The organism is Oligella sp. HMSC09E12, from assembly GCF_001808505.1.
GTDB lineage: Bacteria > Pseudomonadota > Gammaproteobacteria > Burkholderiales > Burkholderiaceae_B > Oligella > Oligella urethralis.
Genome location: NZ_KV793608.1, coordinates 1 through 23,801 on the forward strand (window position 1 = coordinate 1; position 23,801 = coordinate 23,801).

24 protein-coding genes and 2 pseudogenes are annotated in these 23,801 nt (G+C 46.7%); 19 read left to right on the plus strand and 7 right to left on the minus strand.

Features of this window, described 5'->3' with window-relative positions:
* Both HMPREF3179_RS09715 and HMPREF3179_RS09720 read left to right on the plus strand, forming a co-directional pair.
* A pseudogene (locus HMPREF3179_RS09715) lies at positions 1-268 on the plus strand (hypothetical protein); the annotation flags it as partial.
* 350 nt (positions 269-618) lie between these two features.
* Positions 619-2,043, plus strand: coding sequence for a DEAD/DEAH box helicase (locus tag HMPREF3179_RS09720; protein WP_070470977.1), 1,425 nt, complete (start codon positions 619-621; stop codon positions 2,041-2,043).
* A 26-nt stretch (positions 2,044-2,069) separates the two neighbouring features.
* Here the strand turns inward: HMPREF3179_RS09720 and HMPREF3179_RS09725 are convergent, their stop codons facing one another.
* Positions 2,070-2,525, minus strand: a complete 456-nt coding sequence (locus HMPREF3179_RS09725) for a thioredoxin family protein (protein ID WP_225792204.1) — start codon at positions 2,523-2,525, stop codon at positions 2,070-2,072.
* Between the two features lie 82 nt (positions 2,526-2,607).
* Between HMPREF3179_RS09725 and HMPREF3179_RS09730 the strand changes: the two genes are divergently transcribed.
* The 3 genes from HMPREF3179_RS09730 (at position 2,608) to HMPREF3179_RS09740 (ending at position 4,960) form a co-directional block, all read left to right on the plus strand.
* Entirely contained in the window at positions 2,608-3,402 is a 795-nt protein-coding gene (locus tag HMPREF3179_RS09730; protein WP_036560925.1) for a competence/damage-inducible protein A, read from the plus strand.
* A 15-nt stretch (positions 3,403-3,417) separates the two neighbouring features.
* Positions 3,418-4,182, plus strand: a complete 765-nt coding sequence (locus HMPREF3179_RS09735) for an IclR family transcriptional regulator (RefSeq protein ID WP_070470978.1) — start codon at positions 3,418-3,420, stop codon at positions 4,180-4,182.
* A gap of 193 nt (positions 4,183-4,375) precedes the next feature.
* Entirely contained in the window at positions 4,376-4,960 is a 585-nt protein-coding gene (locus HMPREF3179_RS09740; RefSeq protein WP_018026482.1) for a phasin family protein, read from the plus strand.
* Positions 4,961-5,077: 117 nt separating this feature from the next.
* Here the strand turns inward: HMPREF3179_RS09740 and HMPREF3179_RS09745 are convergent, their stop codons facing one another.
* Genes HMPREF3179_RS09745 through HMPREF3179_RS09760 form a run of 4 tightly spaced genes read right to left on the minus strand, consistent with a single transcriptional unit; the run spans position 5,078 to position 8,218 of the window.
* Positions 5,078-6,130 (minus strand): quinone-dependent dihydroorotate dehydrogenase, encoded by a 1,053-nt coding sequence (locus HMPREF3179_RS09745; RefSeq protein ID WP_070470980.1) that lies wholly within the window; start codon positions 6,128-6,130, stop codon positions 5,078-5,080.
* 24 nt (positions 6,131-6,154) lie between these two features.
* A complete protein-coding gene (locus HMPREF3179_RS09750; RefSeq protein ID WP_026156835.1) occupies positions 6,155-6,862 on the minus strand; it encodes an arginyltransferase in 708 nt (235 codons plus the stop codon).
* Positions 6,846-7,637 (minus strand): leucyl/phenylalanyl-tRNA--protein transferase, encoded by a 792-nt coding sequence (gene aat / locus HMPREF3179_RS09755; RefSeq protein ID WP_246824439.1) that lies wholly within the window; start codon positions 7,635-7,637, stop codon positions 6,846-6,848. The genes HMPREF3179_RS09750 and aat overlap by 17 nt, the downstream gene beginning before the upstream one ends.
* Before the next feature lie 2 nt (positions 7,638-7,639).
* A complete protein-coding gene (locus tag HMPREF3179_RS09760) occupies positions 7,640-8,218 on the minus strand; it encodes an NUDIX hydrolase (protein WP_070470982.1) in 579 nt (192 codons plus the stop codon).
* Between the two features lie 372 nt (positions 8,219-8,590).
* On the opposite strand from HMPREF3179_RS09760, the gene dctP reads away from it, so the two are divergent.
* From dctP to HMPREF3179_RS09775, 3 genes are all read left to right on the plus strand, one after another.
* Positions 8,591-9,592 carry a TRAP transporter substrate-binding protein DctP gene (gene dctP, locus HMPREF3179_RS09765; protein ID WP_036560758.1) on the plus strand — a complete coding sequence of 334 codons (1,002 nt, stop codon included), beginning with the start codon at positions 8,591-8,593 and terminating at the stop codon, positions 9,590-9,592.
* A 97-nt stretch (positions 9,593-9,689) separates the two neighbouring features.
* Positions 9,690-10,169: a TRAP transporter small permease gene (locus tag HMPREF3179_RS09770; protein WP_036560761.1), complete on the plus strand. Its 480-nt coding sequence runs from the start codon at positions 9,690-9,692 to the stop codon at positions 10,167-10,169.
* Complete coding sequence (locus HMPREF3179_RS09775) at positions 10,169-11,446, plus strand: TRAP transporter large permease (protein ID WP_036560764.1); 1,278 nt, start codon at positions 10,169-10,171, stop codon at positions 11,444-11,446. The genes HMPREF3179_RS09770 and HMPREF3179_RS09775 overlap by 1 nt, the downstream gene beginning before the upstream one ends.
* Before the next feature lie 77 nt (positions 11,447-11,523).
* On the opposite strand, the gene HMPREF3179_RS09780 is transcribed toward HMPREF3179_RS09775, so the two are convergent.
* Positions 11,524-13,776, minus strand: a complete 2,253-nt coding sequence (locus tag HMPREF3179_RS09780) for an FUSC family protein (RefSeq protein WP_018026474.1) — start codon at positions 13,774-13,776, stop codon at positions 11,524-11,526.
* 524 nt (positions 13,777-14,300) lie between these two features.
* On the opposite strand from HMPREF3179_RS09780, the gene ilvB reads away from it, so the two are divergent.
* The 11 genes and pseudogenes from ilvB to HMPREF3179_RS09825 all read left to right on the plus strand — a co-directional run bounded on the left by ilvB (position 14,301) and on the right by HMPREF3179_RS09825 (position 22,838).
* Positions 14,301-16,028, plus strand: coding sequence for a biosynthetic-type acetolactate synthase large subunit (gene ilvB, locus HMPREF3179_RS09785; RefSeq protein ID WP_070470984.1), 1,728 nt, complete (start codon positions 14,301-14,303; stop codon positions 16,026-16,028).
* Between the two features lie 11 nt (positions 16,029-16,039).
* The gene (gene ilvN, locus HMPREF3179_RS09790) at positions 16,040-16,531 is read left to right on the plus strand and encodes an acetolactate synthase small subunit (RefSeq protein ID WP_048766744.1); all 492 of its coding nucleotides are present in this window, start codon (positions 16,040-16,042) and stop codon (positions 16,529-16,531) included.
* Between the two features lie 45 nt (positions 16,532-16,576).
* Complete coding sequence (ilvC, locus tag HMPREF3179_RS09795; protein WP_018026471.1) at positions 16,577-17,593, plus strand: ketol-acid reductoisomerase; 1,017 nt, start codon at positions 16,577-16,579, stop codon at positions 17,591-17,593.
* Positions 17,574-18,401: a phosphonate metabolism protein PhnP gene (gene phnP / locus HMPREF3179_RS09800; protein WP_246824440.1), complete on the plus strand. Its 828-nt coding sequence runs from the start codon at positions 17,574-17,576 to the stop codon at positions 18,399-18,401. The genes ilvC and phnP overlap by 20 nt, the downstream gene beginning before the upstream one ends.
* 302 nt (positions 18,402-18,703) lie before the next feature.
* The gene (locus HMPREF3179_RS09805) at positions 18,704-18,967 is read left to right on the plus strand and encodes a FeoA family protein (RefSeq protein WP_070470986.1); all 264 of its coding nucleotides are present in this window, start codon (positions 18,704-18,706) and stop codon (positions 18,965-18,967) included.
* A 56-nt stretch (positions 18,968-19,023) separates the two neighbouring features.
* Positions 19,024-19,373 (plus strand): annotated as a pseudogene (locus tag HMPREF3179_RS12545) (FeoB small GTPase domain-containing protein); the annotation flags it as partial.
* A gap of 15 nt (positions 19,374-19,388) precedes the next feature.
* Entirely contained in the window at positions 19,389-19,829 is a 441-nt protein-coding gene (locus HMPREF3179_RS12550; RefSeq protein ID WP_246824442.1) for a hypothetical protein, read from the plus strand.
* Positions 19,830-21,455 carry a ferrous iron transporter B gene (locus HMPREF3179_RS09810; RefSeq protein WP_210398774.1) on the plus strand — a complete coding sequence of 542 codons (1,626 nt, stop codon included), beginning with the start codon at positions 19,830-19,832 and terminating at the stop codon, positions 21,453-21,455.
* 72 nt (positions 21,456-21,527) lie between these two features.
* Complete coding sequence (locus HMPREF3179_RS09815; RefSeq protein WP_070470988.1) at positions 21,528-21,830, plus strand: hypothetical protein; 303 nt, start codon at positions 21,528-21,530, stop codon at positions 21,828-21,830.
* A gap of 18 nt (positions 21,831-21,848) precedes the next feature.
* Positions 21,849-22,649, plus strand: coding sequence for a DUF4198 domain-containing protein (locus HMPREF3179_RS09820; protein ID WP_070470990.1), 801 nt, complete (start codon positions 21,849-21,851; stop codon positions 22,647-22,649).
* Between the two features lie 6 nt (positions 22,650-22,655).
* Positions 22,656-22,838 carry a hypothetical protein gene (locus HMPREF3179_RS09825; RefSeq protein WP_070470991.1) on the plus strand — a complete coding sequence of 61 codons (183 nt, stop codon included), beginning with the start codon at positions 22,656-22,658 and terminating at the stop codon, positions 22,836-22,838.
* A gap of 140 nt (positions 22,839-22,978) precedes the next feature.
* Here HMPREF3179_RS09825 and HMPREF3179_RS09830 read toward each other — a convergent pair whose 3' ends face one another.
* Positions 22,979-23,575: a nitroreductase family protein gene (locus HMPREF3179_RS09830; protein WP_070470993.1), complete on the minus strand. Its 597-nt coding sequence runs from the start codon at positions 23,573-23,575 to the stop codon at positions 22,979-22,981.
* Between the last annotated feature and the right edge of the window lie 226 nt (positions 23,576-23,801).

A 23,801-nucleotide genomic window follows, 5' to 3' on the forward strand; every position in this document is an offset into this window, starting at 1 on the left:
GGTATTTAACTGCTTTTATGCAAAAGTCTCGATCAGTCAGGCTGAAGATAATCCTTATTTAAAACCCTCAATTGAAGATGCGCGAATAAAAATGGCAAGTCGAGATCTAGGCTTTCGCAGTGTTCAACATAATAAACTGGCCCATTATATCGACGCAATTCCTGAAAGTGATTTTGAAGCATTCTTAGGTGAGCGTAGCAAATCATTAGAGAAGCAGCTATTAGATCCTGAAATGTTAGCTGTCTTTAAGCGTTTAAAGGACCGTTGAGAGAGATAAGATCTATTTTTCTTGAGCTCACCGATTCTTAACGACAATTACACCCCCCCCTCATACCCAACCAATCTTGGACGAAAAAGCCAGGACCCACACTATCGTGCAGAGCTGTTCGTGCGAGTGATGCTTAGCAATAGAGCCTTCGATAGCTGATGTTAAATGAATCATTCTCTTTGCATTGGGGCTGTGATTGTGACTTATTAGGAGTGAATAATGGGAGTTTCCTCAGCAACTTAATCGATGAATCTGCTTTTTTCTTTATTAATCAGGGTAGCTAAGACGCCCTGTAGTAAAATGAGCTTTACAACATAGATTTTATAGAGAAGTAGGTATTACAAATCCATATGCAGCGTCATTTAAGTAATAACAATAATAATTCAAGCAGCTCCGATAGCAGTCCCGCTGCCGACAACGAGCAGTTATCATTTGAGGACTTCGGCTTACATCCCGACCTGTTAAAAGCCATTGCTCATAGTGGCTACACAAAGCCCACCCCAATTCAGGCACAATCGATTCCAGCCGTATTGGCTGGGCGTGATGTGATGGGGGCGGCGCAAACCGGTACGGGTAAGACAGCGGCATTTACCTTGCCGGTCTTGCATCGCATCATGCCTTTTGCGAGTCACAGTACTTCGCCTGCACGTCATCCCGTGCGTGCCTTGATTTTAACGCCGACCCGTGAATTGGCTGATCAGGTGGCAGAAAATGTCGAGCGCTATTGTAGTACCTCTGCCTTACGTTCCACCGCCATTTATGGTGGGGTTGATATTCGTCCCCAACGGGATGAGTTGCGCCAAGGTTGCGAGTTATTAATCGCAACCCCCGGCCGTTTATTAGATCATTTAGAACAAAAAAATGTCACTTTAAGCCAAGTGGGTGTCTTGGTGCTAGATGAGGCCGACCGTATGTTGGATATGGGCTTTATGCCTGATCTTGAGCGAATTGTTAGTTATTTGCCTAAGCAACGTCAGAATCTGTTGTTTTCCGCTACCTTTAGTCCCGATATTCGTAAATTAGCTCGGAGTATTCTCAACCATCCCGTTGAAATTACCGTGGCAAATAACAATCAGACCGCAGATACCGTGACTCAAATCGTCTATCAAGTCAATGCGCAGGATAAGCGTTCAGCCCTGTTGTATTTGTTGATGACGCATTATTCAGAGCAGGTGATTGTGTTTGCTAATACCAAGCTCGAAGTGAATCGATTAAGTCGCTTTTTGGTGCAAGAGGGGATATCGGCCGAGCCCATTCATGGGGATCGTTCGCAATTTGAACGGACTAAGACGCTAGAGGATTTTAAAGCGGCTAAGGTGCAGGTATTGGTGGCAACGGATGTGGCAGCACGTGGTTTGGATGTGGCTGGCTTGCCTTGTGTGATTAACTATGACTTGCCTTTTAATCCCGAGGATTATGTGCATCGTATCGGTAGAACGGGCCGAGCTGGTGCCAAAGGGACGGCCATTGCCTTTTATGATGAGGCCGAGGAATCAATGCTATTAGCTAATATCCAGGAGCTGGTTAAGCAGGATCTGCAACTAGCGCAATTAACCATTCCTGAAACCTTTATTGAGCGGGCAAAAGAGCAGCCACGTCGCTCCTATCAGCAGCAGGCGAAGCGTGAACCGATTGATGCCTTTTTCTATAAGCCGTATGAGCCGGATCTAAGTGATGCACCGGCAGCCACCGGCAAACCACAACGTTCACACGAACGGCAAGAGCCAATGTTGGCGGTTTTGCTCGGTGGTGGTAGAAAATCTAGTCGAGAATAAGCCGTATCAAGTCAGTCTTGGGGCGACTACTTATCGGTCGCGCCTGCGGCTAGTAGCTCGCTAATCGCTCTAGGTCCCTCATCACTTTTGATGACCTGACCCTCCTGCGTATTTAGTAACAACCGCTCCAGATGGGCAATATAAGGCAGCATGGTGCCAAAAAATCGATTGCTGCCCGCTTCTTGAATCAAAATGGTGGGAAAATTTTCTACATCCAAATCGTCCAGTAAGGACTCTTCATCCTCAATATCCACCCATAAAAACACCTGCTCGGGAAACTTCTGGCTCAGTTCCTTAAAGGCCTCTAAGTAGCCATCACAGGTGCGACACCAAGCGGCACAATAACAGACCACAATACGTTGATTGTTGGCTGCAAGCGCCGCTTGAATTTCATCAATGTGTTCAAAAGCTTTTATAAAAAAAGACATGGATAAACCCGTAGTGTAGAAGCGATTTGATAAACTTCTATTAATCTTTTGCATCAGCATTTATACCTGAATTCGCAAATGCCGTCTATTATTATGTGCAATTTACTAACACATGTTAAATCATAAGGGAGCCCCTATGCCTAAGTCCGGAAAGTTTGGCTTAATCATCGTCGGTGATGAGATTTTATCTGGTCGTCGTCAAGACAAGCATTTGAGTAAAGTGATTGAGTTGCTTAGTGCACGAGGTATGGACTTATCGTGGGCGCGCTTTATTGGCGATGACTTAGATGAGTTAGTGCGAATTTATCGAGAAACCTTTGCCAGTGGTGATATCGTTTTTTCTACCGGTGGTATCGGTGCCACCCCAGATGATAAAACCCGTGAGGCTGCGGCTAAGGCGCTCGGCGTGCCATTAGTGCTTCATCCAGAGGCTGAGGCCTTGATTATGGAGTATGTGATGAGTCGCGCCGCCATTGGTAAGATTGATCAGGATATGGGCGCCCCTGAAAACCAGCGCCGTTTAGCCATGGGGGTGTTTCCCGAGGGTGCTGAGATTGTACCTAATTTTTATAATCGTATTCCAGGCTTTTTTATTAAGGATCATACCTTTGTACCCGGTTTTCCTGAAATGGCTTGGGCGATGTTTGAGTGGGTGCTGGATAATAAGTACTTGGCATTGCAAAATAACCCCACCAAAATCTTGGCGGTGAATGTCTATCATATCCCCGAGTCACGAATTGCGCCTTCATTAGAGGAGATTGAGAGCCGTTGGCCTGATGTGACGACCTTTAGTTTGCCTAAAATGGCGCAAGGTGATACCCCTGGCTTTATAGATTTAGGGGTTAAGGGTAAAAACGAGAGCTCGCTTAAAGAAGCATATGACTTTTTGCGCGGTGAGGTGTTGCGCGTCGGCGGTCGTTTTAGTTTCTAGTGTCGGCGGACAGCGATGACAGAGGGTAGGTCTAAATATTCGATTCAGGTACTTGAGCGTGCGGCGCGGTTGATGGAGTTACTCGCTCAATCAACTGAGCCCTTGAGTCTTAAGGATTTGGTGGCGCAGAGCGACTTAAATATTTCTACCTGTCATCGAATTTTAAATGACTTAGTGCTTGCTCAGTTTGTCGAGCATTTGCCAGGCGGTCGCTATCAACTCGGTTTGCGTTTGTTGGAGTTAGGTCATTTGGTTAAAAACCGACTCAATATTCAGGAATTAGCCTATCCGCAAATGCAGGAATTGCATAGAAAAACGGGTGAGACCATTAATTTATCGATTCGACAGGGCGATGATATTGTGTATATCGAACGCTGTTGGAGCGGTCAATCAGGCATTCATGTGGTGCGACCCATTGGCGGACGAGCCCCCTTGCATTTAACTGCCGTAGGTAAGCTCTTTTTGGCGGATTTTGATGCGGTGGAATTACTGGATTATGTGCAACGTACCGGTATTCCGGCGAGTACCGCCAAAAGCGTCAATGAAGTGCAGCGATTAAAAAATGAATTAGCGGCGATTCATCAGCAGGGCTTTGCCATTGATAACGAGGAACTAGAAGAGGGGGTGCGTTGTTTGGCAGCAGCGATTCTTAATGAGCAGGGACGGGTCGTGGCTGGTTTTTCCCTGTCTGCGCCGGCTGCACGTATCCAATATGCGTGGAGTCAGGACTTAAAACGTGCCGCCAAAGACATCTCTCGCGAGCTGGGTTGTTTTGTATAAGGTCTGCTAGCTAATTGATTTATATATTATTTCTTTTTGCCAATCTGTTTGTGCAATGCAACAAAACACTTGACAGAGAGTGTCTTCTTTGGAATAATAACAATTGTTGCGATGCAACATAGAATTCATAATATGCTGCATCAACGATGAAGTGCTCCCATTTAAACTGTCTCGTACTAAAAAGGAATTTATTATGAATAACCAAGTTCAACAGCAATTATTACAGCGTCAAAAAGAAGCCATCGATACGTTTATCTCTGTTCAGGGTTCTTTATTCAGCGGTTTCGAAAAACTAGTTGATTTAAACCTAAAAGCTATTAAAAGCGCTATCGCTGACGCTGCTGACCAAACTCAACAAGTTGCTGAGTTAAAAGACCCTCAAGAAGCTGCTAGCTACGTTGCTGCTATCGCTCAGCCTAACGCTGAAAAAGCCGTTGCTTATACGCAAGACGTGTACGCTATCATGAACGAAGTAAGCAAAGAGCTTATCAAGCTTACTGAAGAGCAAGTAGCTGAATCTCAAAAGAAAATGGAAGAAGCTTTAGAGCAGTTTGCTAAAAATGCACCTACTGGTTCTGAAAGCGCTATCGCTCTATTGAAATCAAGCTTTGCTACTGCTAGCAACGCCTACGATTCTATCAACAAGGCTGCTAAACAAGCGGCTGAAGTTGCTCAAAATAACTTAGCTGCTGCTACAAGTGCTACTTTAAAAGCTACTGAAAATGCAACTAAAGCGGCTGCTGCAGCTAAACCAGCTACTAAAACAGCTGCTAAGTAATTACTTAGCTTTGTAGCTGCAGTCTTAGACGAGTTGCAGCCTACATCAAAGTAAACATACCGTCAGATCGATTGATTTGACGGTATTTTTTATGCGGTTGCAGATTAGCTTTGGAGCTTAAAGACCAGCAGCTTTGATCGCATGAACACAGTTTTTAACCAGCTGCGGGCCTTGGTAAATTAAGCCTGTATAAAGTTGTACAAGATCAGCACCCGCTTGCAGCTTTTCTACGGCTTGGCGTCCATGACTAATACCACCCACCCCGATAATTGCGACATCAGGTCCTAAATGACTACGCAAGGTTTTAATCACTTCTAGTGACATGGCATGTACCGGCGGACCTGATAAACCACCTTTTTCATCTGCATGTGGCAGGCCCTGCACCGCCTCTCGGGAAAGTGTGGTGTTGGTGGCAATCACACCGTCTAGTCGGTGATGACGCACAATATTGCAAATGGCAATGCATTGTTCTTGACTAATGTCTGGCGCGATTTTTAATAAAATAGGCACCTGCTTAGATTGGGCTTGGGCTAGTACTTCACGCTCATCCACTAAGGCTTTTAATAAGCGATCTAACTCATCCTCAGCTTGTAGTGAGCGCAGATTCTCAGTATTCGGTGAGGAGATATTGATAGTAATATAGTCAGCATGTGCGTAGACACCGCGTAGACCGATTAGGTAATCATCAACTGCATGCTCGATGGGCGTGGCTGCGTTTTTGCCGATATTTAAACCTAAAATACCCCCGTATTCACGGTATTGATGCGTTTGTACATTCGCTAAAAAGCTATCTAAACCTTGATTATTAAAGCCCATACGATTAATCAAACATTCTCTTTCGGGAATGCGAAAGAGGCGAGGCTTAGGGTTGCCGTCCTGTGGTTTAGGGGTGACCGTGCCCACTTCGATAAAGCCAAAACCTAAGGTGCCTAGGGCGTCGATAAACTCACCGTTTTTGTCTAAGCCAGCAGCTAAGCCAACGGGATTTAAAAAGGTCAGGCCCATGACTTTTTTAGGCGTTTGTGGCATATCAGCGCTTAGACATTTTTTTAACACCTCAATCTTGGAGAGGTTATTTAACATCGTTAGGGTTTTATGATGCGCCGTTTCAGCATCCATGCGAAATAATAGCGGTCGTATCAGGGGATAAAAGTTGATTGTTGAAAGCATAACAAGACGCCCTAAAAATAATAATTAATCACGATTATAAGGAATCCATGTCCCGTCTCGGAAAATCTCAACGGGTTGATAGTCCATTTTATAGTTGAGCTTTTGACAACCCTCGACCCAATAGCCTAGATAAAGCCAGGGTTTGGCTGCCACTTTACATAAATCCAATTGGCATAAAATACCATAATGCCCCAAACTTGTTTTATCCTCGGGATCGTAAAAGGTATAAACGGCAGATAGCCCGTCATCACTCATATCAATTAGGGAAACCATTTTTAATTGATGGTTGGCATCACGATACTCTAGCAAGGCACTATCCACATAGCTTTGCAGAATAAACTCCTTATAATCCGTACGCATGCTGAGCTCGCTTTGCACCTCACCATGTCGATGTTGTTGGTACTTCTGATACAGTTGAAAATGCGCCTCTTCCCAGCGCAGCGGTAATCGACGGCAATGCAGGTGACGGTTTTTATTGATAATCCGCTTAAAGCGTTTGGATAAGGTGAATCGATTAACATCAATCCTTAGCGACTGACAAGCACGACATTGAGCGCATTGAGGGCGATACACAAAAACACCGCTACGTCTAAAGCCTTGGCGTAGCAAAGGACCGTAATAAGAGGCATTGACCTGATTTGCAGGCACGATAACTTGTGAGCTAGCTTGCTGGTCCGCCAAATAGCTGCACTTAACGGGAGAGGAGAGGTGGAGATTAAAGGACTGCATCATTGTCCTCACCCGCTGATACGGCGCGAATATACTGTCCGTCCAATGAAATGCGTCCGCTTGGCCAATGCACGGGTGCGGCGGCATAGGCTAATTGTTGTAAATAAAATTCGTAATCCGCTCGTGGGATTAAGGTAGCACCGAAGCTACGTAAATACTCAGAGTCCTGTTGACAATCAATCAGTCGAATACCTTGTTGTGCCAAAAAAGGCACTGCATGGCTAAAGGCAATGCGTGAGGCTTGGGAAAGCTTACTAAACATCGATTCGCCGCAAAAAATTTGCCCTAAACTCACCCCATAAAGACCGCCAATCAGCTCACCATCCTGCCACGTTTCGAAACTATGCGCCATGCCGTGACGATGTAATTCGCTGTAGGCCTCAATAATTTCATCAGAAATCCAACCACCATCAAAATCCTGTTGCCTTGGAATGGCGGCACATGCCTGTATCACCTCTTCAAAACATCGGTTGACCGTCACTTGAATAGCAGCGTAAGCATGCTGTTCCTCACGGCGAATGGCTCTGAGCTGCTTTTTAAAATTCTTTGACAGATGTAGCTCATGAGGTCTTAACACCAGGCGTTCTGCAGGTGCCCACCAGAGTGTGAGCTCTTCACCGATTGGACTGCAAGGATAGTAGCCCTGATGATAGGCGCGCCACACCAACCGGGCGCTCACTGTTTGACTAACGGCAATTAGACCCTCGGGATCACTTAAGGCAAAGTAGCTCGGGGGCAAATCGCTGTATTCATCAATCAAATAAAGTGGCGCCATCATGCTTATTCGATAACGTAATTAAAAGGCCCAAAATCACCGCTTTCCAAGGCCTGTACATAATGCTCTAAGGTGGTACGAATGCTTCTAAAAGCTAGCTCATTCCAAGGAATATCCTGGATATCAAAGTAGGCGGCCTCCAAGCTTTCAATACCGGGATCTAGCTGATCGTTATGGGCTTGAGCTAAATAATACAAATGCAATTGATTGGCGCCAGGCACATCAATGATGGTAAATAAATCACCAATCTCAACCTGAGCGCCGGCTTCTTCGAGGGTTTCACGTTTAGCCCCATGGGCAGTGGTTTCAGAAAGCTCCATAAAACCCGCCGGGAAGGTCCATGTGCCATAGCGCGGCTCAATGGCGCGCTTGCAAAGGAGGACTTTGTTGTTATAAATCGGTAGTGCACCAACCACGATCAAGGGATTGCGATAATGCACCGCACCGCATGCTAAACACGCGTCACGTAGCTCATTATCCCCCGGTGGAATAATGCGACTAAGCTCCGCACCACATTGGTTACAAAAGCGCTGCGAAACCGGGTTGGGGAAAAAGAAGGAAGCATCGTGTTTGTGTTGTGTCATGACTCGTTCGATCAATAGGAAAGGGCGTTGTTAATAACAATGATCTTATTATACGGTGATAGCTAGATAAGTACAGGCTTTAGGAAGTGAGCGGTAAATGGCTTATGGCTATGGAGGTAGCTGTGTTTTAAACAGGAAGAGGCTCGAGGCGTTGAGAGCGTGCCGAGCACTGGGAATAGTGAGTCGAGCACTGGGAATAGTGGGCCGAGCACTGGGAATAAGGGCGAAGATTTTGAGGGTGGCAATGTGCATAGTCTTCAAATAAAGTATGGGAGGAATTGCTCCACGCGGCTTTGTACTTGCCCTAATTGACAGACGCGGTTCAATGTTTTACCTTACACAGAGATTATTTTTAGCAATGAGGAAGCTCCTATGAAGTTTAAACGTTCACTACTCGCCTTGGCGGCCGGCTTGGCTTGTTATGCTAGCAGCGCATTGTCTGCCCAAGTGGTTAATCTTTCTTATAACGGTGCACCCGATGCGGAGAAAAATGCGGTGCACGCCTTTGCTGCTGATTTACAGGCACTGGTCAAGGAAAAAACCGGTGGTGCCATTGAGTTGAAGCTTTATCCTAACTCCATGCTAGGTGAGGAAGAGGCGCGTATGGAGCAAACCATGACGACGCCGAGTCTTAATATTGCCTCCTTTGCTGGTGTCTCACCCTTAGTGCCAGAGGTGTATGTTAGCGCCACCCCGTTTATGTTTAAGGACTTTGCTACAGCACGTCAATTCTTTGATGAAGGCAAGTATTGGTCCATGGTATCCGAGGCTTTGGAGCAGCGTTCAGGTCTAAAAATGTTAGCAGTCGTTGAAGAGGGTGGTTTTTTAGCCTTTACCAATAGCAAAAAAGCCATTGCCTCACCGGATGATTTTAAAGGCTTACGTTTCCGTGCCATGGATCCGAGCCAAGTGGCGCTGTATGAGGCCTTTGGTGCGTCCGGTACGCCTATTCCTTGGACGGAAGTATATATGGCTTTAAAAACCGGTGTGGCAGACGGGCAGATGAATCCACCGATGTACATTCTATTAGGTAGCTTGCACGAGGTTCAAAAGTACTTGACCCTGGCCAATATTCAATATTCCGATCAGTTTTTAGTCGGCAATGCAAAAATGATTGAGGCCTGGGATGAGAAAACGCGTAGCGCCTTTATGGAAGCCGTGGCAGAGGCGAATAAAAATGCCCGCCAGCTCAATGAGGCTAAGGTTGAGGAGCGGATTGAAACCCTTGCAAATCATGGCATGGAAGTGATTCGTCCAAACGCTGAGCAGCTAGCGGCGTTCCGAGAAAAATCAGCACCAGCCTATGAGAAATTCTTAGCCGATCAAAAAATCTCGCAGGAGTTTTTGGACGCAGCTAAAAACGACTTAAAATAATCGCCTAGCTTTGCTTTTCATGATGGCCTTTTGATGAGTTCGAGAGGCCATCTTTGATCTACTAGTTTAAATTTAAATAAAATCGTGAGAAGATAGTATGCGCTCATCTCTATGTGAAGGTGTTGCACGCTTAAGCATCGGCGTGGCCACCTTGATGGTGATAATTAATGTCAGTGTGGTCTTATACGGCATCGCCATGCGTTACGTATTTGGCGGAGCACCGATCTGGACCGATGAACTAGCGCGCTATGCCATGATTGCGACCGCCATGTTAGGGATGGCGGGTGTCTGGTTGCGTGGCGAGCATATGCGGATTTCCTTAGCTGAACGATTCCTACCACCTGCAAAAGCACGTTGGGTGGTGCGCTATCAATGGTTTTTGGGTGTCGTGATTGCCTTAGTCGGTGCTTGGCTTTGCTGGCGCTACGCCCAGTCAGTGTCCATGTTCCGTTCGCCAACCTTGGGTGTGAGTCGCACCCTACTGATGCTATCGATGCCGATTGGTTTTGCCTTACTTGCCCTTGGCTTGTTGTTGCGGGGGGCTAAGCCTATGCCACAACAAATAGGAGAGGTCTAATGCTAATCACCATGTTTTTGGTCTTTGTTGTGCATGCATTATTAGGCGTTCCGCTATTTGTGTCACTCTTAGTGACCTCCTTGGTGGGCTTTTGTTTTGTGGATCTGGAGATGGTCGCCAGAGTGATGCCACAACAATTTTTTAATGGCATTAACAGTTTTTCTTTGATGGCCATTCCATTTTTTATCTTGGCAGGTAATTTACTCAATGCCAGTGGCATGACCACACGCATCATGGACGTGGCGCGCTGTTTAGTAGGCCATTGGCGTGGTGGTATGGGGCATGTGAATGTCGTAGGTAGTGTATTTTTTGCCGGGGTTAATGGCTCTGCAGTTGCGGATACTTCAGCCTTGGGTTCGATTTTAGTGCCGGCCATGCGTAAGGACGGTTATTCCACCGCCTTTGCTGCTGGTCTGACAGCTGGCTCCTCACTGATCGGTCCGATTATACCGCCCTCGATTTTTATGATTCTGTATAGTGCACTCACCAATACCTCAGTGGGTTCGCTTTTTTTGGCAGGTGTCGTGCCTGGCTTACTACTCGGCGTGGCTTATATGATTTTAAATGCCATGTATGCCTATAAGCATCATTTACCTGCTTCTGAAAAGTGGGCAGGCTGGTCGGTGTTGCTACGCAGTCTATTGTTTGCCTTACCTGCTTTGGTTGCGCCATTTATTATTGTTGCCGGTATCGTCTTTGGTAAGGTCACGCCCACGGAATCGGGTGCCTTAACAGCGGCCTATGTTGCTGTTTATGGGCTATTGAGTCGCTCTTTAACACTGCCAAAATTGCTGAGTGCGGTCATTGAGACGGCGCGTTTAAGCTCGGCCATTTTCCTCATTATTGCGGCTTCAGCCACCGTGAGTTGGTTGCTTTCTTATGTACAAGCACCGGCACAATTTGGTGAGCTGATTGCGCCTTTTATCCATAGTCCAACAACCGTTTTACTATTGATTAGTTTAATCACCTTTGTGACCGGGATGTTTATGGAGGAAGTATCGGCGCTGACATTGTTGACGCCGGTGTTATGGCCGGTTGCCATACAGGCAGGGGTGGATCCAGTGCACTTGGGCTTAGTGATAACTTTTAATATTACGATTGCCCTGATTACACCACCCATGGGTGCTTGTGTTTATGTGGCAGCCGCAGTGAGTAAGCTAGATATTCTGGATTTATTTAAAACGATCTGGCCCTTTGTGTTGGTTGCTGTGTTGGTGTTGTTACTGGTAATCTTCTTTCCAGTGTTGGTGTTGTGGCTACCACAAATGCTTGCCTAGGGCGAAGGATTGAAGCCTAGCTAAACGGTCACTCGGGTGTGATGATAAGCGTAGACGAGTGCTTGCTACGCCTATTATCACCCCAAGCCCATCGCCGTGGCTTCTTGCTTTAGTACCTGCGAGGCCTTGTACATCTGCTTCATCGGGAAGCGCATGCTGATATAGTCTTGCCCCGACTCAAGCGGAGGAGGTTCATCTTGTCCCTCAAACGGCTTTAAGGTCAGCATGTTATAAACATAGTCGATGTTTTTCTCCAAATCCGTAGGAATATCATCAAACTGACTCATCAGCGGCACCATGGAGTTTATCTGACTAGCCAAGGCATCAGCTTCCAGTAAAATGCGGTTTAAGCGAATAATATCCATTTGGCGACGGTCAGGTTCACTCATCATGCGGTTTAAACTATCGGTAAACAGTGCAAAGGCATCTTGCATTTTCTTGCGCGATAATTGCATTGCCAGCAGCGTGGGCTCCGTTGGTTCCACCATCCGTTGATCCTTGGGTAGCGCTTGTAATACACGTACATGGGCAATGGTATCGTGCAGATAGTGATAAAGGGCGTCAATGGTATTACTCACATAGCGTGGCAGTTGATCCTTTTCCCACCAAGGCAATAAAAAGCTAAAGAGAAAAGTAATCACCGAAGCAATCGCTGTATCCAACGCCCGTTCACCGACCAACCAGTAAAAGCCTGGGGTCAGGTAGTGGAAACCAATCAAAATATAGACCGTGATAAAGACCGATCCCAGTTTAAAATTATCCTTAATATAGGTATTGCCTAAAATCATGGCGATGAACATCATCGTCAAAATCACAATATCATTGTGCGTAATGGCAAAGAGTCCGATCGTGATCACGCAGCCAATCAAGGTCCCGATAAGGCGCCAGCTCGTGCGTTGCTGGGTCAGGGTAAAGCCCGGACGCATAATCAGTAGTACCGTCACCAGAATCCAGTTACTATGATTGCTAAGGTTCTGATAGGTATCGCCATCAATGGGGGCGAGTAGTGCCAAAGCGGTGCCCAGCTGCACCAACAGCACTGCCGCCGTTACTCGCAGCGAATAGCGCACAATCGGTGAACGCAAGCCGTCTTTAAGCTGATTTACTAGACGCGACAGAGAATAGTCGTTGGTCGAACGAAATTGCAATAAGGAGGGACTGATGGTGATTGCTTCCTTAGCGCTCGCTGTGCGTTGCAGACCGGATTGGCGTGGATCCGGTGGACCTTGGAAGTTTTTGACGTAGCGTAGATTATTACTGATTTCCTCCACATTAAAGTGGGTATTTCGAAGGCGTCGATAAATCTGGATCACTAAACCGTAAATTTCGGGGTCCTCTTGTGGTAGATTTTGCGCCCGAAACTGCTCAATCTCAAACTCCAGCGCCCGCAACTCGGCCTTGACACTACTGCGATAGGAGAGCGGTTCGTTACGAATCAAATCGGTGGCAGCATGTTGCAGGGTGGTGCTTAAAATGACTAAAGTATCCCGCATAAACAGTAAGGCATCATGTTCGCCTAGCTTTTCTCGAAGAAATTGATAATCCGTATGAGTAGCGACCATATTATCCATAATCGCCACCATCCGATTAAAGATATTCCACAAGCGAGTGCGTTGTTCATAGGAACTGCTCTCATCGGCGCTCGGCAAATGCCGTAAAATCATATCGCGCGCCGCTTGTTGTGCCTCAATCATACGTGAGGTCTGGCTAATCAGTTGATGAAAGCTTTGATCCAAATCCCGCTCCATATCGTATAAACGGGCTCGTGCCAGCATATAATCGGCGGTGGCATAGAGCGCAGTCGCAATAATGAGACGCTGCTCGTATTTTCTAAACACATAGCTGATACTCAGGCTGAAAAACCAATAGCTAGTACAACCCAACAAGGTGAGTACACTATGTATCATCGCCTCATCAAAGGGTTTGACAAAATTATGATTGATTAGCACCGCCAGTAAGGCGGCAAAGCCAATCAACATGCCAGATTTACCGTAGCCGGCCAGAATGGTATAAAAAAACACCAACAGGGTGACGACAATCCAAGAAATCGCAGGATAGGGACCGACTAGGTTCACCAAAAAGGTGCCTGCACTACATAGCAGCAAGGTGGATAAAAGCTCATTACTACGTGCTCGTAGACTGTAGGCAGCAGGTGGATCCACAATCGACATAGCCAAGACACCGCTGGCAAAGGCAACTCCATGGGCGTAGTCCTGCAATAAGCCGACAAAGACCACAACGGCCACAAATAAGCCGAAGGCCTTACGTAGTCCGAAGTATAGCTCCGGGCTGTGGATAAATTTATTGAGCGTATCGCTTGCAATATGCACTGCTTCTCACCTGATCATTAGGACTCAAAAGACGCTTTATTATAAACTTTTGGGCGCAATCGATTTTCTAAAATTGATGAGATTGCCATTGCGATACTGTTGTTTTATGCATGATTTTTTAAAAAAAATGATGTATTTAGGCGATTGAATTGATTTTTTAATCCTAATGAGCTAATGTTTCTAGTTATGTTTTTTTATCAGAAAAACAACGGACTTATAGACAGAAGATATTCAATTACCCATTGAGTATAGTTGACTAGTTACACACCAAGTCATCGAGCTATATAGCCCTAAGTTTAGAAAAATCTGTCGTTTCTCGCCACAAGCGAATGCGCAGACTCCGTTTCTGACTTTTTTGCATATTTTTAATGCGATGTACAAGCCGCTGAAGGTCTTGTTCGAGCCAATTATCTGTTGTGGGTGGAGATCCTCTGTGAGGGTTGAAGCGCTGCGGCGGCTAGTTGACTACGTCAAGCACCACAAGTTCAGTTGGGTAACGTACTGGTTATGAAAGGATCATAAAAATGGAACAATTAACGGGCGCAGAGATAGTAGTTCGTTGTCTGGCCGAACAGGGTGTTAAGCACATCTTCGGCTATCCGGGCGGCGCAGTACTATACATCTATGACGCTATTTTCAGTCAAGAAGATTTTCAGCACATTCTAGTGCGTCATGAGCAGGCCGCAATTCATGCTGCCGATGCTTATTCCCGATCGTCTCATAAAGTGGGTGTAGCCCTTGTGACCAGTGGTCCCGGGCTGACAAATGCCGTGACCGGCCTGGCGACCGCATACATGGACTCGATTCCGATGGTGGTTATCAGTGGTCAGGTCGGCACCAAAATGATAGGTGAGGACGCCTTCCAAGAGTGTGATGCCGTGGGGATTACGCGTCCCTGCGTAAAGCATAATTTCCTGGTGCGTGATGTCAAAGACTTGGCCGACACCATGCGTAAGGCCTTCCATATTGCGTCGACCGGTCGTCCCGGTCCGGTATTGGTGGATATTCCCAAGGATATTACCGTTGATACGTGTCGCTATGCACCACCCAAGGGGGAGGTGAGAATGCGTTCGTACAATCCAGTGGTTAAGGGGCATCAGGGGCAAATTAAAAAGGCCATTACCGCATTGCGCGCTGCCTCTCGACCGATGGTGTATGCCGGCGGTGGGGTGATTTTATCCAATGCGGCCGATGAGCTGCGAGAGTTTGTTGATTTATTAGGAGCGCCTTGTACTACAACCCTCATGGCCTTAGGCGGTCTTAATGCGAGTCATCCTAATTATGTCGGGATGCCGGGGATGCATGGTACCTATGAGGCCAATATGTCCATGCAAAACAGCGATGTGCTGATTTGTGTGGGTGCGCGTTTTGATGACCGCGTGGTTGCCAATCCTAAGCATTTTGGACAGGTGCCACGTAAGGTGATTCATATTGACGTGGATCCATCTTCAATTTCTAAGCGTGTACGTGCGGACTTGCCAATTGTGGGTAATGTCAAAGACGTGCTGCAGGAGATGAACGCCCAGCTCCGCGCATTGCGAGATAATCCAGACAAGCCTGCTAAAAATATTGAGGCTTGGTGGCAGCAGATTAATGAGTGGCGTGAGCGTAAGTGCTTAGCTTATACACTGTCAGATGATGTGATTAAGCCTCAATTTGTGGTTGAAAAGCTATGGGAAGTGACTGGTGGCGAGGCCTTTGTTACCTCTGATGTAGGGCAGCACCAGATGTTTGCTGCGCAGTACTATGGCTTTGAAAAGCCGCGTCGTTGGTTAAATTCTGGCGGCTTGGGTACGATGGGCGTGGGCTTACCTTATGCCATGGGTGCGCAAATGGCAAATCCTGACGGGATGTTTGCTTGCATCACTGGTGAAGGCTCGATTCAGATGAATATTCAGGAGCTCGCCACGTGTAAGCAGTACGGTTTTACCCCGAAAATCATTTGTTTAAATAACCGTTATCTCGGCATGGTCAGGCAGTGGCAAGAGCTTGATTATGAGTCACGCTATTCCGAGTCCTATATGGATTCATTGCCCGACTTTGTGAAGTTGGCAGAGAGCTATGGTCATGTGGGGATTCAAGTGACCAAGGTGGCGGATGTGGAGCCGGCCTTGCGTGAGGCCTTTTTCGGTGCACACAAGGATCGTCTAGTGTTCCTTGATTTTATGACTGACCGTGAAACTAACGTTTGGCCGATGGTTAAAGCCGGTAAGGGCTTAACTGAAATGCTAATCGACGGCATTGATGTATAGGGGAAGGGCAAATGAAACACGTTATTTCGATTTTATTGGAAAACGAGCCCGGTGCCTTATCTCGTGTGGTCGGCTTGTTCTCGGCTCGCGGCTACAATATTGAGACGCTCACCGTAGCGCCCACTGAGGACCTCAGCTTGTCACGTTTGACCATTATGACCAACGGCTCGGATGATGTGATTGAGCAAATTACGAAGCATTTAAACCGCTTGGTGGATGTGGTCAAGGTGGTTGATTTGACCGAAGCCCCGATGGTAGAACGCGAGTTGATGTTGATTAAGGTACGCGCTGTAGGCAAGGAGCGTGAAGAGGCTACACGCCTTAGCGATATCTTCCGCGGTCGTATCGTTGATGTCACCGACAAGACCATGACCATTGAAGTCACCGGTGTGCAGGAAAAAATTGATGCCTTTATCGAGGCAGTAGAGCCAGGGATGATTTTAGAGGCTGTGCGCAGCGGTGTGACTGGCGTAGGGCGCGGTAATCGTATTTTAAAAGTTTAATTTTTAAAAATAACGCAGTAATAGATTAATTTTATAGACGAAGTTATGAAAGTTTTTTACGACAAAGATTGTGATTTATCCCTAATCAAGGGCAAGCAAGTAGCGATCATCGGTTACGGTTCTCAGGGGCATGCGCATGCGCTTAACTTACACGAATCCGGTGTGAATGTGACCGTTGGTTTACGTAAAAACGGTGCGTCTTGGAAAAAGGCTGAAAACGCTGGCTTAAAAGTTGCTGAAGTGGCTGATGCGGTTAAAGACGCTGACGTTGTGATGATTTTATTGCCGGATGAAAACATTGCCGAGGTTTACAAAAACCAGGTTGAGGCCAATATGAAGGCTGGCGCTGCCTTAGCCTTTGCTCATGGTTTTAACGTTCACTACGGTCAGGTCGTGCCGCGTGATGATATCGACGTGATCATGGTTGCGCCTAAGGCACCAGGTCACACAGTTCGTAATACCTACCAAAATGGTGGTGGTGTACCTCATTTAGTGGCTGTTTACCAAGACGTATCTGGCGCTGCCCGTGATGTTGCGCTTTCATACGCGAGCGCTAACGGCGGTGGTCGTGCCGGTATTATTGAAACGAGCTTCCGTGAAGAGACTGAAACTGACTTATTCGGTGAGCAGGCCGTACTTTGCGGTGGTGCCGTTGAGTTAATCAAGGCTGGTTTCGAGACCCTAGTTGAAGCGGGTTATGCACCTGAAATGGCGTACTTCGAGTGCTTGCATGAGTTAAAGCTTATCGTTGATTTAATCTACGAGGGCGGTATTGCCAATATGAACTACTCTATCTCGAATAACGCCGAGTATGGTGAGTATGTGACAGGTCCTCGTGTTGTGACTGAAGCAACTAAGCAAGCAATGCGCGAGTGCTTACATGACATTCAGACCGGTGAATATGCTAAGAGCTTTATTCTTGAACACGCAGCCGGTGCGCCTACCTTAACCTCTCGTCGTCGTATTAACGCAGAGTCTCAAATCGAGAAAGTCGGCGCTGAATTGCGTGCCATGATGCCTTGGATTGCAGCGAATAAACTAGTTGACCAAAGCAAAAACTAAGCCGGTGCGCTTTACTGTCTTAGGAACCGGTAGCGCTTCGCAGCTACCGGTTTACAACTGCCGCTGCCTCGCTTGTGAGCTAGCAAGGGCAGATAGTCGTTTGATTAGACGTCCCGCCAGTGCCATGTTGCAAATCGGTCGGGACGTTTATTTATTTGATAGCGGGCTGATGGATTTACGGGAGCGTTTTCCCATGCCAGCAGCCGATGAGGTGGATGCACCACGTCTCACAGCGATATTTCAAACCCATTATCATGCCGATCATGCGCAAGGCTTATTAAGTCTGCGTTGGGGTGAGGGTATGTCGCTACCAGTCTATGGGCCGGATGATGCAGTCGGCTTTGCTGATCTGTATAAACACCCCGGCATCCTTGATTTTTCCCATACCTTAGCGCCTTTTCAGTGCCTGACCCTAGTGGATAATGACACGGGCAGCGTCACTGTCACGGCCTTGCCCCTAGAGCATTCGAGACCGACCTTAGGCTATTTAATTGAGGTATCTAAAGGCAAAGCCATTGCCTATTTAACCGATACCAAAGGCTTGTCACCGGAAGTGCTAGCTTTATTGCGTGCCAAGGCAGTGGACTATGTACTTGTAGATTGTACCTACCCACCTGGTGTGAAGGCGAAAGGGCATCATCATCTACATGAGGCCTTGGCCTTGGTGCCCCAAATACCAGCAAAGGCTTTTTACTTAACCCATATCGATCATAGCTTAGAGACGTATTTGATCCAGCATCCCGAGCAATTACCGACCGGTGTGCAACTTGCTCAAGATGGGATGTGTTTTGATTTAAGTGTCGCGTAGTTGAGCTATCAAATAGCTTAAGCGCTCCCTCCGCACTTCTTAAGCGCTGTTTTTAGCATAGCGTCAATTCCTTTATTACATCAACAATCATGCCTGTGGCTCATTCACAGAGACCACCCTTGTGCTTGCGCATGTTGTTGTACAAAGACACGGCATACAGAAAGTGATGCTCCATTTGAGCTTGATCAATCCTTTCTGCAAATGATATTGACAATGATTATCATTAGTATTAAATTGTTAACTAAATTAAGCGATTAGCTAAGTTAGTTTTTCATTTCAAATCAGATTTTAAGCTTGTGATGATGTCAGAAAATCACTCAGTAGATGAGGCAATTCTCAGCCTAGACGAGTTGCCGTGCAATGTAAAAGCAGTGATTGCACATGTACGTGGCGAGGGTGCTTTACAGCAAAAATTCCTCGATATGGGCTTTATTCCAGGCGTTGAAATTGAGAAGGTACGCTCCGCACCATTACTTGATCCAATTCAAGTGCAGGTGCTTGGATACTACGTATCCATGCGTCGTCAAGAGGCAAAGATGTTAGAGGTTAGACGAGTAGCACCATGATTAAAGTAGCCATTGCGGGTCAGCCTAATTGCGGTAAATCGACTATTTTTACCATGATGAGTGGGGTCAAGCAGTATGTGGCTAATTACCCCGGTGTGACGGTTGAGAAAAAAGCACGGTACTGCGCCATGCAGGGCAGACCATTGAGTTGGTCGACCTCCCGGGCACCTATTCCTTTAGCGCCTTCTCTGCTGAAGAGCAGGCGGCTATTGGCTATATCGTTGATGAAGATCCTGACATCATTATCAATGTGGTTGATGCGTCGAGTATTCAGCGCAGTCTATATCTGAGCTATCAGTTACTCGAAATTGGCAAGCCCGTGATTGTAGTACTCAACATGATGGACGTGGCGAAGCGTCGGGGCATGCAGATTGATATTGATGCCCTGGCGGCGGAGTTTAAGGTGCCGGTGATTGAGGCGGTGGCGTCAAAGCAGATTGGTAGAGAGGAAATTCTAGCGGCAATTAGTGCCATTTCTGAAGCGCAGTCACTGGAGCAGTCGCCACCCCAAGCATACCAATTATTTTATCCAGAGTTAGAGGCAGCCATTGATACACTGGCACAGCGTATTGCCTCAGAGATCGAGGCGAGCGTTGCCCCACGGTGGTTTGCGCTTAAGCTCTTAGAGGGTAATGCTGTAGTACAAGCCAAACTACTAGCCATTGCCCCGGCCTTGGCTGAAGCGATTGCTACTGTCAAACAAGGCTTAGCGCAACAGCACCCTGAGCTTGATGCGGTATCCAGTATTGCCGCTACCCGTCATGCTGCAGCCAGTGCCTTATGTCACCACATCGTGCACCTGCCAGCGAAGTCTTTAACCTCACTCACTGCTCTGATCGATAAGGTCGTGCTAAATCGTTAGTTGTCTTTTGTCGTCTTGGCTTTGGTGGTATATGGTACCTACGAGCTGTCGATTGTGAAAGGCTATGAGCTGACCAATTATACCTGGCCTTATTTAGCAAAGGCCAAGAACTTTATTGTGAGCTTATTACCTGCACCGCAGTTGATTGAGGTGCCACTCATTACCGAGTTTGTGGTGTGGTTGGTGAATAGTGCCTTAGCGCTTTTGAACTATGTGCCCATCTTCCTGATTTTATTTTCTATCATTGCGATTCTAGAGGATACGGGCTATATGCCTAGGATCGCCTTTGTCTTGGACCGCGTATTTAATCGCTATGGTCTACATGGTCAATCGACCTTGCCGTTGGTGTTAGGTGGAGCCTTTGTCGGCGGCTGTGCCGTGCCCGGTATTATGGCCACCAAAGGAATTGCTGATGAACGGGCGCGCATTGCCACCATCATGACTGTTCCCTACATGAACTGCTTAGCCAAAGTGCCGTTTTATACCTTATTGTTGGGGGCGTTTTTTGCCTCATCCATGTCATTGATGATGTTTTTTATTTCTACAGTGACTTTCTTTATTGCACTCAGCGTGGCCAGGGTCTTGACCATGACGGTGCTTAAAAATCGCGCCAGCAAGCCCTTTATGATGGAGTTGCCACCTTATCATTTGCCAACGGTTAAGGGCGTCTTATTGCGTGCGGTGCAGCGCGTGTGGATGTACATCTATAAGGTCGGCACCATTGTGATGGCGGTGGCTGTCGTACTTTTTGTGCTATTGCAATTTCCGGGGGTGCCAGCAGCGACTAAAGCTGCGTTTGAGCAACGTGCTACAACCATGGTTGAGGACTTTAAAGCGAGTGTACAAAACTCACCTTATGCTGAATCGTTGCACAGTAAGGAAACGATTTATCAACTGGTGAATTTACACAATCAATACCGTTCCGAGCGGATGGTGGCGGCCAGTTCAGCGGATAGGGTAAAAGCGTTGGATACACGCTTTGAACAAACATACCCTGAGCTGTTTAGATTTGTGAAGCCTACTAATAACGATGAGCGTGCCGTTAATCGGGCCTTGCGTCAATTGGCACAAAAGTCGCAGTTATTACAAAACGAAATTAAAAACGAGCGTATTGAGAATTCCTTACTCGGTAGCGTCAGTCGCTTTATTGAACCGGTGACGCAATGGGCGGGCTTTGACTGGCGTGTTAACGTGGCTTTCTTAAGCTCTTTTGCTGCACGTGAAAGTGCCGTAGCCACCATTGGTTCGATGTATGAGCAAGGTCAGGGTGATCGTCCAGAAGAAGCCTTCGCTAGTGCAGAAACGGGTTATACCGCACTGCATGCAGTGGCGATGTTGATCTTTATGATTTTTACGCCGCCCTGCATTGCATCGATGGTGGTACTAAAGCTTAATGTGCAGTCCTACAAATTGATGCTGTTGGCGATTGCGCTGCCTTTTAGTCTCGGTTTGTTATTTGCTTCTGCTTTCTTTACCTTAGCAACGCATTTTGCCTGGGATGGGCTGCATACCATGGTGTATTTCTATTTCACGGTGGTGGCCATTACCTTAGTCTTAGGTTTTTTTAGGGGTTCCGCTGTCTTGCCTGAAACGAGTGGTGGCCAGGCGAGCTATCACTATCGCTAGTGGTGTTTGGGAGCGTAGTGTGCAAGTAGCATTTGATTCCTGTTTGTTTTAACTAATCTTAAAGGTGTTCCGATGAAAAAATTCTTAATGACCGCATTATGTTTAGCCTTGGCGCCCAGTGCCTTTGCCCATACCGCCTTAATGTCTTGCTTTGATGAGGGCGATGGCACCATTACATGCGAGGGTGGTTTTAGTGACGGTAGTAGCGCCAGTGGTGTGAATTTCTACGTTGAGCAAGATGGCCAAAGAATTCATAGCCTGACTTTTGATGAGTTGAATAGTGTCAACTTTAAAAAACCCGAGGGTGAGTATAAAGCCGTGTTTGATGCTGGTGATGGTCATCGTATCCAGCTAAATGGCAGTGAGATTAATTAAGCGAAGCGAGGTTTATTTATGAAGAAATTTTTCACCTTAAGTGCCTTAATGTTTGCCTTAGGTATGGGCTCGGCCAATGCGCATTTTCAAATGCTTTACACACCGGAGTCTGCTTTAAATCAGGGGCAAACCATTCCCATGAAGCTTGTGTTTGCTCACCCATTTGAAGATTCACACACCATGGATATGAAAAAGCCAGCGTCTTTTTATGTGGTTCACAAAGAAAAGGAAAAGGATCTGCTAGCTGAGCTTAAATCCATTGAGTGGACGGGTAATGAGAATAAAGGCCAAGCCTTTGAGTTAGATTACAAAGCACGTTCCATGGGCGATCACATGTTTGTCTTAACCCCAGCGCCTTATTTTGAAGAAAACGAGGACGCATACATTCAGCAAATCACCAAGCTCATCGTCAATGTGGCCGGTATGCCCACCGATTGGGATAGTGAATTAGGTCTGAAGGCTGAAATTGTGCCATTAACCAAGCCTTATGCCGTGTGGGAGCATGGTAGCTTTAGCGGTGTGGTGATGAGTGAGGGTAAGCCAGTGCCATTTGCTGAGATTGAAGTGGAATACCTCAATACGGATGTGGATGTGAAGGCAAACAAAACCGGCCCCCTAAAATATAAAGCACCACAAGATAGCTTTGTGACCCTCGTGCTCAAAGCCGATAGTCAGGGGGTCTTTAATTTTGCCATTCCTAAAGCAGGTTGGTGGGGTTTTGCCGCACTGGGCGTAGGTCCCGATGACAGCTATGAGGGCAAGGAATTAAGCCAAGATGCGGTGATTTGGGTTCAGGCTAAAGCCATGACACAAGAGTAAATTAAGATGATGGATTTAATTATTATTGGCGCCGTATTTGCACTTTCTAGCTGGTATATCTATCATAAGCTCGTTAAGAAAAAGGGTTGCAGCGGTTGCGCTTCATCTAAGGGTTGCGCTGCTGCTCAGCACCAAAAGCAAGCCATGATGAAAAAGCAACGATTGCCAGAAGTGGATCAGAGCAAATAAGCCGCATAGTGCAGTGCTACTTTAATAGTTAACACAGCGCTTTTACTATAGGCGCTGTTAGCAAGAAAAATCCCGAGCAATTAAGCGTGGGTGCTAATTTGCTCGGGACGATGTTGCTTTAGCGCTGTGAGGGCTTTAACTTATAATCCAAAGGCGCGGAAACGATCGACTTCATCCATATAGTCTTTAGCCGCTGCAGGCGTCTCGATGCTACCAAAAGGCATTTGTGCTGTTAACACCCAGTTGCTAGGAATATCCCAGCGCTCAGCGACGGCGGCATCGATGAGGGGGTTATAGTGCTGTAGTGAAGCGCCGATATCATGCTCGGCAAGCGCCAGCCATACGCCGTATTGAGCAATGGCGGTCGAATGCTCAGACCAAATTGGGAACTTATCCGCATAGAGTGGGAACTGCTCTTGCAATGCCTTAATCGGCTCCTGATCTTCATAAAATAATACGGTTCCACGTGCGGCTTTAAAGGCATCCATTTTTGCATTGGTCGCTTCAAAACTATCCGCTGGTACGATTTCACGCAATGTCTCACGTGTTATATCCCATAAGGCCTCATGTTCCTCATCAAACAGTACCACCACACGAGAACTTTGTGAGTTAAAAGAGGAAGGGCTCTCACTAACAATTTTTTTTATGAGTTCGTAAAGCTCGGCATGAGAATGGTCGATGTCTTTGCCAAGGTGATAAATAGAACGACGCTTTTTAGCTAAATCATGTAACTTCATTGTTTCTCCAACATTAGAATGGCTGACGGCCTCGCCTGCTTCAGGGGAGGTGGTGATAATAACTAATAACTAGACGCTCATGTGCGCCTGTAAAAAAATTTACTGACTAGTCATATATTACTTGATTGCTGCAAGGCGGTCTAATCAATTCATCTAAATGAGTTGATAGCCAATCTTAATCTTAGCCGTATTGAAAAAAAGCATGTGGTTCAAGGTGGCTTAGCGA